This is a genomic window from Paenirhizobium cremeum (assembly GCF_047553425.1).
GTDB classification, from domain to species: domain Bacteria; phylum Pseudomonadota; class Alphaproteobacteria; order Rhizobiales; family Rhizobiaceae; genus Allorhizobium; species Allorhizobium cremeum.
Genome location: NZ_CP180217.1, coordinates 3367475 through 3380000, shown reverse-complemented (window position 1 = coordinate 3380000; position 12526 = coordinate 3367475). Strand labels below are relative to the sequence as shown.

8 protein-coding genes, 1 tRNA gene, 2 rRNA genes and 3 pseudogenes (1 of these 14 only partly in view) are annotated in these 12526 nt (G+C 56.4%); 6 read left to right on the top strand and 8 right to left on the bottom strand.

The genetic code is table 11. The features are described from left to right. From ACLBKR_RS16395 to ACLBKR_RS16380, 4 genes and pseudogenes are all read left to right on the top strand, one after another. Positions 1-939, top strand: a 23S ribosomal RNA gene (locus ACLBKR_RS16395); it begins 1858 nt to the left of the window's first position. Positions 940-1236: 297 nt separating this feature from the next. Next, positions 1237-1351 (top strand): 5S ribosomal RNA (rrf, locus tag ACLBKR_RS16390). 249 nt (positions 1352-1600) lie between these two features. Continuing rightward, positions 1601-1677: transfer RNA gene (locus tag ACLBKR_RS16385), tRNA-Met, on the top strand. A gap of 88 nt (positions 1678-1765) precedes the next feature. Further along, positions 1766-1870: pseudogene (locus ACLBKR_RS16380) on the top strand (transposase); the annotation flags it as partial. Positions 1871-1875: 5 nt separating this feature from the next. Here ACLBKR_RS16380 and ACLBKR_RS16375 read toward each other — a convergent pair. Continuing rightward, positions 1876-2124, bottom strand: a pseudogene (locus ACLBKR_RS16375) (transposase); the annotation flags it as partial. Between the two features lie 60 nt (positions 2125-2184). Then, positions 2185-3033: pseudogene (locus tag ACLBKR_RS16370) on the bottom strand (helix-turn-helix domain-containing protein); the annotation flags it as partial. Positions 3034-3398: 365 nt separating this feature from the next. Here ACLBKR_RS16370 and ACLBKR_RS16365 point away from each other — a divergent pair. Both ACLBKR_RS16365 and ACLBKR_RS16360 read left to right on the top strand, forming a co-directional pair. Beyond that, positions 3399-4376, top strand: coding sequence for a rhamnan synthesis F family protein (locus ACLBKR_RS16365; RefSeq protein WP_113448620.1), 978 nt, complete (start codon positions 3399-3401; stop codon positions 4374-4376). A 4-nt stretch (positions 4377-4380) separates the two neighbouring features. Next, positions 4381-5526 carry a glycosyltransferase family 4 protein gene (locus tag ACLBKR_RS16360; protein WP_414899692.1) on the top strand — a complete coding sequence of 382 codons (1146 nt, stop codon included), beginning with the start codon at positions 4381-4383 and terminating at the stop codon, positions 5524-5526. Positions 5527-5570: 44 nt separating this feature from the next. On the opposite strand, the gene rfbA is transcribed toward ACLBKR_RS16360, so the two are convergent. From rfbA to ACLBKR_RS16330, 6 genes are all read right to left on the bottom strand, one after another. Continuing rightward, entirely contained in the window at positions 5571-6455 is an 885-nt protein-coding gene (gene rfbA, locus ACLBKR_RS16355) for a glucose-1-phosphate thymidylyltransferase RfbA (protein ID WP_113443043.1), read from the bottom strand. Positions 6456-6497: 42 nt separating this feature from the next. Then, on the bottom strand, positions 6498-7373 hold the full coding sequence (rfbD, locus tag ACLBKR_RS16350) for a dTDP-4-dehydrorhamnose reductase (protein WP_113448621.1): 876 nt from the start codon (positions 7371-7373) through the stop codon (positions 6498-6500). A 3-nt stretch (positions 7374-7376) separates the two neighbouring features. Continuing rightward, positions 7377-8432 (bottom strand): dTDP-glucose 4,6-dehydratase, encoded by a 1056-nt coding sequence (gene rfbB, locus ACLBKR_RS16345; RefSeq protein WP_113448622.1) that lies wholly within the window; start codon positions 8430-8432, stop codon positions 7377-7379. Between the two features lie 33 nt (positions 8433-8465). Beyond that, on the bottom strand, positions 8466-9023 hold the full coding sequence (rfbC, locus tag ACLBKR_RS16340) for a dTDP-4-dehydrorhamnose 3,5-epimerase (protein WP_113443040.1): 558 nt from the start codon (positions 9021-9023) through the stop codon (positions 8466-8468). An 89-nt stretch (positions 9024-9112) separates the two neighbouring features. Beyond that, entirely contained in the window at positions 9113-10912 is a 1800-nt protein-coding gene (locus ACLBKR_RS16335; protein ID WP_113448623.1) for a hypothetical protein, read from the bottom strand. A 322-nt stretch (positions 10913-11234) separates the two neighbouring features. After that, the gene (locus ACLBKR_RS16330; RefSeq protein WP_113448624.1) at positions 11235-12476 is read right to left on the bottom strand and encodes a glycosyltransferase; all 1242 of its coding nucleotides are present in this window, start codon (positions 12474-12476) and stop codon (positions 11235-11237) included. Positions 12477-12526 lie beyond the last annotated feature (50 nt).

Here is a 12526-nt window from a genome sequence, read left to right as displayed (position 1 = left end):
GTAAGTTCCGACCTGCACGAATGGCGTAACGACTTCCCCGCTGTCTCCAGCATAGACTCAGTGAAATTGAATTCCCCGTGAAGATGCGGGGTTCCTGCGGTTAGACGGAAAGACCCCGTGCACCTTTACTATAGCTTTACACTGGCATTCGTGTCGGCATGTGTAGGATAGGTGGTAGGCTTTGAAGCTCGGACGCCAGTTTGAGTGGAGCCATCCTTGAAATACCACCCTTATCGTCATGGATGTCTAACCGCGGTCCGTTATCCGGATCCGGGACAGTGTATGGTGGGTAGTTTGACTGGGGCGGTCGCCTCCGAAAGAGTAACGGAGGCGCGCGATGGTGGGCTCAGAGCGGTCGGAAATCGCTCGTCGAGTGCAATGGCATAAGCCCGCCTGACTGCGAGACTGACAAGTCGAGCAGAGACGAAAGTCGGTCATAGTGATCCGGTGGTCCCGCGTGGAAGGGCCATCGCTCAACGGATAAAAGGTACGCCGGGGATAACAGGCTGATGACCCCCAAGAGTCCATATCGACGGGGTTGTTTGGCACCTCGATGTCGGCTCATCGCATCCTGGGGCTGGAGCAGGTCCCAAGGGTTTGGCTGTTCGCCAATTAAAGCGGTACGTGAGCTGGGTTCAGAACGTCGTGAGACAGTTCGGTCCCTATCTGCCGTGGGTGTAGGAATATTGACAGGATCTGTCCCTAGTACGAGAGGACCGGGATGGACATATCTCTGGTGGACCTGTTGTCGTGCCAACGGCATAGCAGGGTAGCTATATATGGAAGGGATAACCGCTGAAGGCATCTAAGCGGGAAACCCACCTGAAAACGAGTATTCCCTATCAGAGCCGTGGAAGACGACCACGTTGATAGGCCGGGTGTGGAAGCGCAGCAATGTGTGAAGCTTACCGGTACTAATAGCTCGATTGGCTTGATCGTTCTCATTGGTAATGCTCATCGAACTTTGTTCGATGATGCCATCTTCTTGTCCTGGTGCGCAAAAGCGCTCCGGACGGGCCGGCCAACAATGCCGACGCGCTTCAGCGCTGTATGGCTGCCTTGCTTGACATCGAGTTTGGCAGCGCTACAGAATGCCAGTTCGTCGCCAAGAGTTTGGTGCGCCGTCTGCAGCGTAGCGATCGAAGATCGCGGCAGCGCAAAGACAGAAGATCAAGACGTGTTTAAAAAGAAAACAGGCGAAGGCCTGCCAGCTTCTCAAATGTTGCGCTTCGCTGACCTGGTGGTTATTGCGGGGCGGCTGCACCCGTTCCCATTCCGAACACGGCCGTGAAACGCCCCTGCGCCAATGGTACTTCGTCTCAAGACGCGGGAGAGTAGGTCGCTGCCAGGTCTGCAAAACGCAACATGCCCATGCACTGGACATGACATGTCCAAAAAGCCGCAAGGGAAAAGGATCAAGACCGTCTTCTCGACACAAAAAAGGGCCTCAAGCCCATAACGAGGCCGCATCCAACGCGGCCTTTTTGCTTTCTCGTCATCATGACGAAAAAAACCGTCAAACCAATCCGTTTGACAAACTCCGCAAGCCAAGCAGGCTTGCACATACGAACAGGCCAAAATCGGCCAGTTCTCTCGGTGACGCGGGGTGGAGCAGCCCGGTAGCTCGTCAGGCTCATAACCTGAAGGCCGCAGGTTCAAATCCTGCCCCCGCAACCAATTCCAGCATAAGTCGCTCTTTGCGCCGATGAATAGCCCCTAGATTTGTAGACGCCTTCTTCCCTAAAACTGAGGCAAGGAGGCCTACATGGTCAAAGGCAATTTCACGGAAGAGTTCAAGCGCGACGCGGTGCGCCAGATCACCGAGCGGGGCTATCCGGTTGCGGAGGTTTCACAGCGGCTCGGGGTCACAGGTCACGTCAGCTCCCCAATCTTGGCATGCAGCGTTTTGACATCGACGGTTGGCCCCGCCGGCTCCGTCTTCCCTTCATCGCCGAAAACGCCTGTCGCCCCCTCAAGGAGCTGGTCTTTCCAATGTTTGATCTAGTTGGCATGCACGTCAAACTGCTGGGATAATTCCACCAGCGTCTGCTCGCCTCGGATGGCGGCGAGCGCCACCTTTGCCTTGAAAGCCGGGCTATGGTTCCGGCGCGGTCGTCTCGTCATGGTTTCTCCTGTTCCCGGCATCTAAGCTGAAGTCAGGCAGAGATTCCACTTATCCTAGCTGTGCAGATTTCCCGAGCCAGTTCTCTGCTGCTGGAGGATTTTTCTGCCGGGCGGGCGAGTGGCCTCCTTCTTCAACGTCAGGTGCATGCGCTCATGCCGGCCATTCTCTTGCGGATGGCCTGGCTTGATGCGCTCAAGCACGATCCCGAGCCGCAGCCACCAGACGGACAGCTTCGAGAGATTATAAAGGCCGTTGGGGCTGGCGAACGGCAGGCCGTTGTCGCTGCGGATCGCGGCCGGCAGGCCGCATTCGGCAAACAGCCGCCGGAATGCGTCGAAGACAGCCCGCTCTCGCGTCGACTCAAAGGCTTCGCAGGCGAGAAGATAACGGGACGCCTGGTCGGTGACCGTCAGTGGGTAACAATAGCGGCCGTCGCCGAGCTTGAACTCGCCCTTGAAGTCCGCGCACCACAGCTCGTTCGGCAGCGATGCCTGAGACAATGCTGTTCCTTCGGCTCGATGGCGTTGCCGTTTGCGCGCATGGGCGACCAGCCCGTGCCGGTCAAGAACGGCATGCACCGTGCTCTTCGACGGCACGCGCACATCGCCGGCCAGGCGTTTCACCAAAAGCTCCCTGATCTTCCTGGCACCCCAATGCGGCTTGTCCTTTTTGAGCCGCACGATCATGGCCTCCACCGGCTCGGGCAACTGGTTGGCATAACGCACCGGCCGCCGAGACCGGTCCGTCAGCGCCTCCAGGCCGTCGTCCTTGTAGCGATTGAAGATCTTGTAGCCGGTCTTGCGCGAGATGCCGAACGACCGGCACACATCGCTCATCCCTTCGCCCTCCAGCAGTCGGGCAACAAATCGTAGACGTTCCTCCATCACCGAAGCCTCTTTCCACGGCATCAACACCTCCCGCCAAAAAGCGAAAAGTGTTACCCATGTCTCCGGTACAAAACGTCACCTATCTCTCAGGTCGGGCACACAAAGATATCGACCCTGAACCGTAGAAATTTCCCATCTTCAAGGAAGCTCTAACTGATCTGTCACTGATGGAAAGCCTCGATGTTGCATTTTTCCGAGGTCCCGCATACTACCTTGAGCACGAGGTTGTCTGGTCGCTGGACAGTGCCAGAAATCTGCAGCAATGCCCTGATGGTTAATGGTATCAAAGAGAACATTGCTCCTTGAATCCTTTCATGGCTTTGAACGCCATGGGTCCGGCGAGTCGAGGATGAATAGGAGCATCTGAAGAGAGTATAAGAGGTTAAATGACCGAAGGTCGACCAGCGGATTTTACAATCTTTGCCCATGTCTTTTACCCTGACACATGGGAGGAAATGGTCAGTGACCTGGATGCAGTGATCCGACAGCCTTTTAACCTCGTCATTACGCGCCCCACGGGCTCCAGCGCAGTGGCGCGACCGCAGAGTGCATATCTTCGTTTTGTGACAGAAATTGAGGTCGAAAATCGGGGCCGGGATATCCTACCGTTTCTGACGGCCCTGAAGCACCCAACCGTCAAATCCTTCGATATCGGTTTGAAAATACATACCAAGCGGTCTCCCCATCGCCGAGATGGAAATGGGTGGAGACAGTTTCTGGTGGGGTCGTTGCTCGATACGGAAGACGACGGGTGCTTATCAGGCCAGAAGTTACTGGCTTGCGAACCTGCGATTGGTTTGATAGCGCCAAGGGCTCATCTCCTGCCCCTCGGTGGGCGTACTGCGCTGAATGAGAAGACCATGATGCAAATTCTGCAACGAATTGAGAATTTGCATGCGTCGGAGAAAGGCGGAGTTGCGTCTCGGGAGTGTGACTTCCCTGACCTTGTCGAAGGTCGTCGCTTTTCCGCTGGAGCGATGTTCTGGTTTCGCCGAACAGCCATGAAAACGGTAACGGATATCGACTTTACCGATCTTTTCGTTCGTGAAAGTGGTCAACTCGACGGAACTGCCGCACACGCCTTCGAACGTATGTTTGCTGTCACCGTTGAGCGGGAAGGTATGATTGCGGCCGCAATGGAGAACGTCAGAGCGATCTTAGATCACCGCGATGCCTCGTTGTCACGGCGGGAACTGACCCAGCTTGTGAACGATAGCTTGGCGCATGACAATCCGTTTGTGCTGCCTTTGGCGGACTTCTGGCGTCGTCACCCCACCCTTTTGAAACTGGCGCACGGGATCTATACAAACCTGCCCCAAAGTTCGGTTCGGCTGTTACGTCGAAGTCTGGGGCGAGGATGGTAACCCCTTGTCCAAGGTTCGAATAGCATTCATCGTGACGGAAGACTGGTTCTTCGTGTCGCATTTTCTGCCAATGCTGCGCGCGGCAAAGGAACTCGGCCTGGAGGTCGTTGTGATTACACGCGTCGGCAAGCATCGGCATCTGATCGAGAATCTCGGAGCGAGTGTCGTTCCGCTGGACATTGAGAGGGGGCACCTCGGTTTTCTGTCAATCGGCTCGTCAATCGTCCGGATTGCGAAGACGCTTAGGCACGAAGAAATCGATCTCGTCCACTGCATTGCTCTTCGTAGTGTTGTCACTGGAGGCATTGCGGCGATGCTGGGCGGGGTAAAGGGCAGAATCTTTGCGATCACCGGCGGGGGATTGCTGGCTGCGGATAAAAGCCCGAAGGCAGCCATAGGGCGTTTTGCTCTGCGATGCCTTTTCCGAATTACCCGCATGGGTGGGCGAAGCCACTTTCTGTTCGAAAACGTCACTGACCCGGAGACGTTCGGGCTGAATGCAGCGGAGCCGGGCGTTACGGTTCTGGGCGGCGCTGGCGTGAATCCAGATTATTACACCCCGCTTCCCATGCCATCCGGCAGCAGCCTCAAGCTTGCGATTGTCGGTCGGCTGGTGTGGTCGAAAGGTGTCGATCTGGCGGTGGAAGCCGTATCAATCGCTCGTGAGCGAGGTCACGATGTTACACTTTCGCTTTTCGGTCTTCCCGACCCATCCAATCCGCGGTCGCTTTCTGTCGAGGCGCTGGAAGCGTGGTCTCGTCTTCCCGGCATAAAGTGGCGAGGTTCGAGCAGCGATGTGCGGGAGGTCTGGGCAGAGCATGATATGTGCTGCATGCCGACACGCGGTGGAGAGGGCCTGCCCCGTTCCATCTTGGAAGCGGCGGCCTGCGGTCGACCGATCCTGACAACCAACGTGCCGGGCTGCCGTGACTTTGTCCGCCACGATCGTGAAGGATGGCTGGCGCCAGTGGATGACGCTGCAGCGTTGGCAGAGTGGATTTGCGCGTTGGCGGGAGATAAGGCGAGCATCGTCGCAGCGGGTTCCCGTGCTCGGGAACGCGTAATGGAGGGATTTACAGAGGCCCGCGTGATGGGACAGGTTCAGGACGTCTATCGCGAACTGTGCAAAGCGATCGGCCGACCACTCTGATTAACGAAAATCTGCGCCGTCTTCTAGCTGCGGGAGCGCGTGCGTCACAGTTGGATGTCCAACTCGGACTTTGCGATCTTCATCAGATAGTGTCCATAAGCGCTCTTGCCGAGTTCGGTCGCGAGATCTTGCAGCTGCCTTTCGTCGATATAGCCCATGCGGTAGGCTATTTCTTCGGGGCAGGCTATCTTGAAGCCTTGCCGCTTTTCCAGCGTGCCGACGAAGTCGGCGGCCTCTAGAAGGCTGTCCGGCGTACCGGTATCCAACCAAGCATAACCTCGCCCCATAACTTCGACCGTCAGTTGGCCTCGCTCAAGGTAGATGCGATTGACGTCGGTGATCTCCAGCTCACCGCGTGGTGATGGCTTGAGGTTGGCCGCGATTTCAACCACCTGTTTGTCATAGAAATAAAGACCGGTGACTGCCCAACTGCTTTTTGGCTTTGCCGGCTTTTCCTCGATCGATAGTGCTTTCATGGTGCTGTCGAATTCGACGACGCCGTAGCGTTCCGGATCGCTGACGTGATAGGCGAAGACCCGTGCGCCGCTCACCGTGGAGGCACCAGCATGCAAAAGCTGCGGCAGGCCGTGGCCGTAATAGATGTTGTCGCCGAGAATCAATGCTGAGGGATTGGAGCCAACGAAATCGGCGCCGATGATGAAAGCTTGCGCAAGGCCATCAGGGCTCGGTTGAACCGCGTATTCGATGGATATGCCCCATTGGCTGCCGTCACCGAGCAGTCGCTTGAAGGCTTCGCTGTCATGCGGCGTGGTGATGATGAGGATTTCCTTTATCCCCGCCAGCATTAACGTTGTGAGGGGATAATAGATCATTGGCTTGTCGTAAACCGGCATCAACTGCTTGGAGACGGCCTTTGTGATCGGGTAAAGGCGTGTGCCTGAACCGCCTGCCAGAATGATACCCTTCATATCTTTTCCTTCCATGTGTGGGCAGCTCGAACAGGCCCTTGCCTAGAGCAGGCGATCCAATACGACATTTGTGGATTCCTTCCAGTCAGGCAGAACGATTCCATAGGCCTGTTTCAGTTTTTCGTTTGAAAGCCGTGAGTTGGCCGGGCGCTTTGCCGGTGTCGGGTAGTCTGTTGTCGTGATACGACCAACGGACACCGACTTGCCGCTCTTGGCCCGCAGAGCCGCAAAGATCGTCTCGGCGAAATCGGCCCAGGTCGCTTCGCCACCGCCAGTCAAGTGGAACACACCACGCAGCTTTGGATCAGGATCGTCACGCAGGCGCTTTGCTATGGCAATCACAGCATCGGCAATATCCAGCGCACTTGTCGGCGCTCCATGCTGATCGGCTACCACGTTGAGCGTATCGCGGGTTTCCGCCAGCCGCAGCATGGTTTTGACGAAGTTGTTGCCAAAAGGTGAATAGACCCAAGCGGTGCGCAGGATGGCATGGTTGGGATTGGCGGCAGCGACGCCTATTTCTCCTGCCAACTTCGAGCGGCCATAGACCGAAACCGGACCAGTCGCATCCGTCTCGACATAAACACCCTGCTTGTCGCCGGGAAATACATAATCGGTAGAAAGGTGTATGATAGGAATACCGAGTTCCCTGGCAACTTCAGCGATCGCCGTGGGCCCGGCAGCATTGACTGCGAAGGCAAGAGCCTCTTCGCTCTCTGCCTTATCGACTGCGGTGTAGGCGGCTGCGGAAACGATCGCATCCGGTCTGATGCCGGCGAGGACCGTGCGCATCGAGGCCAAATCGGTGAGATCCAGTTGCGGACGCCCAACCGCGACTATCTCGACGCCGGCGGCTGGACCACGTTCCAAAAGAGCCGAGACGACCTGCCCTTGTGTTCCCGTTACGGCAATGCGCATCACTCAGTCCTTTTTCAGCACACCCAGGCGTTCTCCCGAATAGACGCCTTTCCTCAACGGCTGCCACCACCATTCGTTTTCCAGATACCAGCGGACTGTCCGTTCGATGCCGCTTTCGAAATTCTCCTGTGCCTTCCAGCCCAGTTCCGTTTCCAGCTTGGTGGCATCGATTGCGTAGCGCGCATCGTGACCGGGCCGGTCGGTAACGAATGTGATAAGATCGCTGTGTGGCTTTGACTGAGGGCGCAATTCGTCCATCAAGGTGCATATGCGGCGTACCACCTCGATGTTGCGGCGCTCGTTGCGGCCGCCGACGTTGTATTTTTCGCCGGGACGTCCGCGTGATGCGATCAGGTCAAGCGCCCGCGCATGGTCATCAACGTAGAGCCAATCACGAATATTGGTTCCTTCGCCATAAACCGGCAGCTGCTTGCCCTCCATCGCGTTGAGGATGATTAGCGGGATCAGCTTTTCCGGAAAATGATAAGGTCCGTAGTTATTCGAGCAATTCGATATAATCACCGGCAAGCCGTAAGTCCGATACCAGGCGATTGCCAAATGGTCACTTGCCGCCTTTGAAGCCGAATAGGGCGAGGATGGATCGTAAGCCGTAACCTCCTCAAAGAGGCCTTCATCACCAAGTGAACCATAAACCTCATCCGTAGACACATGCAGGAAGCGGAACGCTTCCTTCCCGGCGGGCGGCAGGCTGTTCCAATAGTGACGGGCGGCCTCAAGGAGCGAAAACGTGCCCACTACATTGGTCTGAACGAACTCGCCCGCGCCGTTGATGGAACGATCGACGTGACTTTCCGCGGCCAGATGCATAATGCGGTCGGGTTGGAACGTGTCTATTGCCGAGCGCATCTTTGGGAAATCGCAGATATCGGCCTGTAGGAAACTGTAATTCGACGCGCCTTCAATCTCCTTAAGCGAAGCCAGATTGCCGGCGTAAGTCAACTTATCCACGTTCAGGACTTCCGCGCCAATGTTCTTGACCAGATGGCGCACGAGAGCGGAGCCGATAAAACCTGCTCCGCCGGTGACGAGAATACGCATGATCTACTCCGCTTGCAGCCGTAAGGCAGATGGTCAGAATGAAAAGAACGGCGGTAAGTCCGCAAGTTTCGGCTGCACCTTGTCCTTCTCCGACAAAACCGCATTGTCGAGGGGCAGCGGCCAATCGATGCCGATTGCAGGATCGTTCCACAGCAGGCCACGGTCGCTGACGGCGCTATAGGGCGCTGTTACCTTGTAAGAAATTATGCAATCCGGCACGAGTGTGGCAAAGCCATGGGCAAACCCCGCAGGGATCCACAGTTGTTCTCCATTTTCCTTGGAAAGCTCGATCCCGTACCACTTGCCATAGGTTGGCGAACCAACGCGGATATCGACGGCAACATCGAAAATGCTGCCGGCGATGCAGCGAACCAGCTTGCCCTGCGCGAACGGATCGAGCTGAAAATGCAAACCGCGCACCGTACCCACCGCCGCGGAAAGTGACTCGTTTTCCTGAACGAATGTTACGTCCGCCACATTTTCGCGAAACCAGGCGTCCTTGAACACTTCCGAAAAATATCCGCGATGATCGCCCAATCTCGTCGGGGTGATCTTGGCCAAGCCGACCAAAGGCAAAAATTCAATCTTCATCACGTACCTGCATCTTTCCTCAGGTCCGTTCTAGTTGGCTGGCATCAGTTTGCAAGAGGCATCGGATGATTGCCCGGGACATCGCCATCCTAACCAGACACCGGCTCTGCCAGTTGTCGTTTGTTTGTCCTGGCTTTTGCAGTTCCATCGAGTAGTTGCTCAACGAAATCCCGTGCATTGGCGGCGCCGAGCACCATGGGCGATCCGTCGTTCCGCAGCAACGAATGTGCGGAGATGGCAGTTCCATCTCCAGGCGCGACCAGCCCGAATGTCCTCACCCCGCGCGCGACGGCAATCCTGACCACGGAAGCAGTCAGACTTTCCGGGTCCTTTAGGGAATCGCCGGCCGTCAGCAGAAAATCTACGGTGCGCAGTATGCGATCATCCTCAGCCATGATGGGTTCGGCCTCGAGGGCGTATGGAATTATCTGGCGTTCGATCAGGGGCCGTGTGGAACCGGCAAGTGCATGCGGCGTCACCAGGACTCGTAAAAGAACATCCTCTCGGTGACGCAGTTCATCGATAATGGACAAAAGCTGTTCGGAACTCTCCGGGGCATCGAGCAACACCGCGACCTCTCCCGCACAGGGAGTCTTTACATAACCTGGGCGAATCTTTGTTGTCGCATCGTCGATGAGGGTGGCCCAGGCCTTGCCGATGGCTCTGGGGGAATAGGTTGCGGCCAATATTGGCCGAGCAGCGGCGATTGCGTCGGCGCGTTCTTTTGCTCCATCCTTTCCAAGGAAACGACGCAGGCCCGCTTCCCAGTCGTCGAAGCCCACGGCTCCCGCCAAGGGCTCCATCGAAGCGAGACGGGTTGTCACCACTGGCACGCCATATTCAAGCGCAAGCACTGCCCGGTTCGCAGACTTCGTGACAGAGAAAGCGTCCATGCCGAATGGCAGCAGACATATGTCGGCCTCTTTGAGGCTGTCAAAAACAGCTTCCGTGGACCAATTTATATAACGCCTTGGGACGTCGATTTGAGCGATTGCGCTATCGAACAGATCCTTCTTGTTTGAGATAACCGTCAGTTCCAACGGAATATCTTTGTTCACGGCTTCAAGAGCCGGAGCTGCAAGCAAAAGAGCCAACATGCCGAAATCGCTATGTGCCGCACCGTAATTTCCGAACCACACGACGGATTTCAGGTGGCCCTGGGTGGCGTTGTTTGCGCATGCAGACTTTAATTCGTCAACGGTTGCAGCCTGAGGGCCTTTGCTCGGCGGAGGAGGGGTTCTGCGGTCGAGTCGGGAAAGCCTCGTGCCGAAGAGCCTGAACGCGGTTGAGATTTTGCGTCTCAGGATCATCATCGCGTCTGCCGGATGGCGTGCTGCATGAGCCGCAAACCGAGAGCCGCGTTGCGCGATGGCGGCAGGCCGTTTCTCGGCGGGTTTTACCGCCTCCTCCTGAAGTCGCTTTGCTGCTGCGAAGCTGGTCCTTGTCTCAACCTGATCGGGAATGACGACGAAGCGCGCCCCCGGTCTCAACATTGGTCTTAAGGCTTCAGAAAGCGCCGGGCTCGGAACGACGATTGCATCAGCGAAAGCACCAATACCGGCGAAACGAAGGGCCGGGTGCAGATCGGGTGTTTTGGGGTAGTTCGCCACAATGATATTGTCGCACAGATCGATCAGTACCTTGACGCCCTGATCCTTGGCCAAGCCTGCCAACTTCACGCTGTCGCTGTCGAGAAGTTTGACGAAAACAATCGCATCGAGCCCTTTAAGGTGTGGAATTACCTCTTTCGAGGAGCGGTAGAATACGCTTTCTATGTCAAGTTCGCCTAAGGCAAGCGCAGGATAATAACAGCGGTAGCGCGTGCTCGCCACCATGTAGCTGAGCTGGGGGCTGACCCAGGCAACTCTGGCGCGGGGGAGATCTGTCATTAAAATCTCTCGACTTGATGGAAGTTACCAGCCAATAATCACAGACCTTGCGCGCATACAACAGCATAGCGCAACTTTTGAGTACGGTTCGCAATGGTTTCAAGATGTTGTCATGTTTATGACGAAATTGCCTGCGTTTCCCGGAAGACGTTATTTTCAGCAACGCTGACAGATGATGCCAGAGCAACGCTTCCGCTTTACACTGTAGATGGCAGCGGTTCGGCCCTAACCGGCAGCCGCCTTCTCCGCCTCCAGCAAAATAGGGCAGGCGGATTTCCACACGCTCCAGTCTGCGTCTTCCAACATGCGAATTGGCCTGGCTTCAGAGCTGTTGATTGATCTCCGGCCTGTCATGGTATCTGGAGATGATTGCGGCGCGCTCCGTGGCAAGTCCAGCAAGCTTCAATACGCGCTCAAGCTGAGCGGCCATATGGTTGAGCCCGTGATGACTGATGAGCCGTTTGCGCGCGTTTGCAAGTGTTCGTTCTGCCAGCGCGCGGTCAGCAAGAACTTTCGGAAGTTCTTCGGTCCATTGCGTATCGCCAATCCGTACTGCTGCACCATTCTGACTGCAATCTTGATAGATTGGGTGATCCGAGACGATGGTCGGGATACCAGATGCTGAATATTCCACCCATTTCGTATCGGTCTTGGCCTCGTTGAACCGGCCGGGGCGCAGCGGGGCCAGTCCCCAATCCCAGCGCATGGCGGCAAGTTGACGCAAAAATCCGTCATAATCGCCGACGGCGGGCAAGTGCTCGACGCGTGCACCGAAGGCACCTAGCTCCGGCGGAGGCTGCAACGAGCCGAAGACGGTGAAGTGCAGATCCGGATTGCTGGTAAGGGCTGCGACAACGCCAGGTAATGCAAGCTGGAGATCGGCGGCGTGACTCGACGACGCCATATAACCAAATCTGGGTCTGATCGAGCCAGCGGAGCCAAGCGTTGAAATCGGATCGCTTGCGCTAGCAATTTCTCCGACGAACAAGCGAGCAGAGATCTGTGCATGCTCACGCAGTTGTTCAGCCAGTCTTGCCGTCGAGAGGTATGCGGTATCTGCCCCCTTGAGCAAGGTTCGGATTGCCTGTTGGCGCGCCGGAGCGCCGTATTTCCTGGCTTTTTCGACGCCAGCCTCGGGCGGAACCTCGAAAAGGTTGTCATCGATATGATAAACAAGCGGCACGTTCTTATCGGCGCATATTTGCAGAAGCGTTTCGGCAAGCGAGCCGCCATAGCGGCTGACGAATATGAGATGTGGGGCCGCTTGCTGCCAGGCGTCGGCAAGAAGTTGTTGAGCCGTCCCTCCTGATTTCACAGCAAGACGTTCGTCTTCTTCCGTTACGACCACCATTCGCAGATCGCCAGCCGCTACCGCTGCTTGAGCTGGACGAAGAAGATTGATCTGAAGGGTTGCCCCCGCAGCGTCGGCAACTACCAGCAAGCGGAGCTTTGCCCTGTCGGGATCTTCCGGTCCCAGCAAACGCCCAACCGAACTGGATGATCGATAGCGTCGCTTGGCCATCGATATCAGTCGAGCAAACGAGTCCTCTATCCACTGTGCCATAGCTAGGTACTCTTATCACTCAGGTCGCATATCAAATTGCACCATCGCTC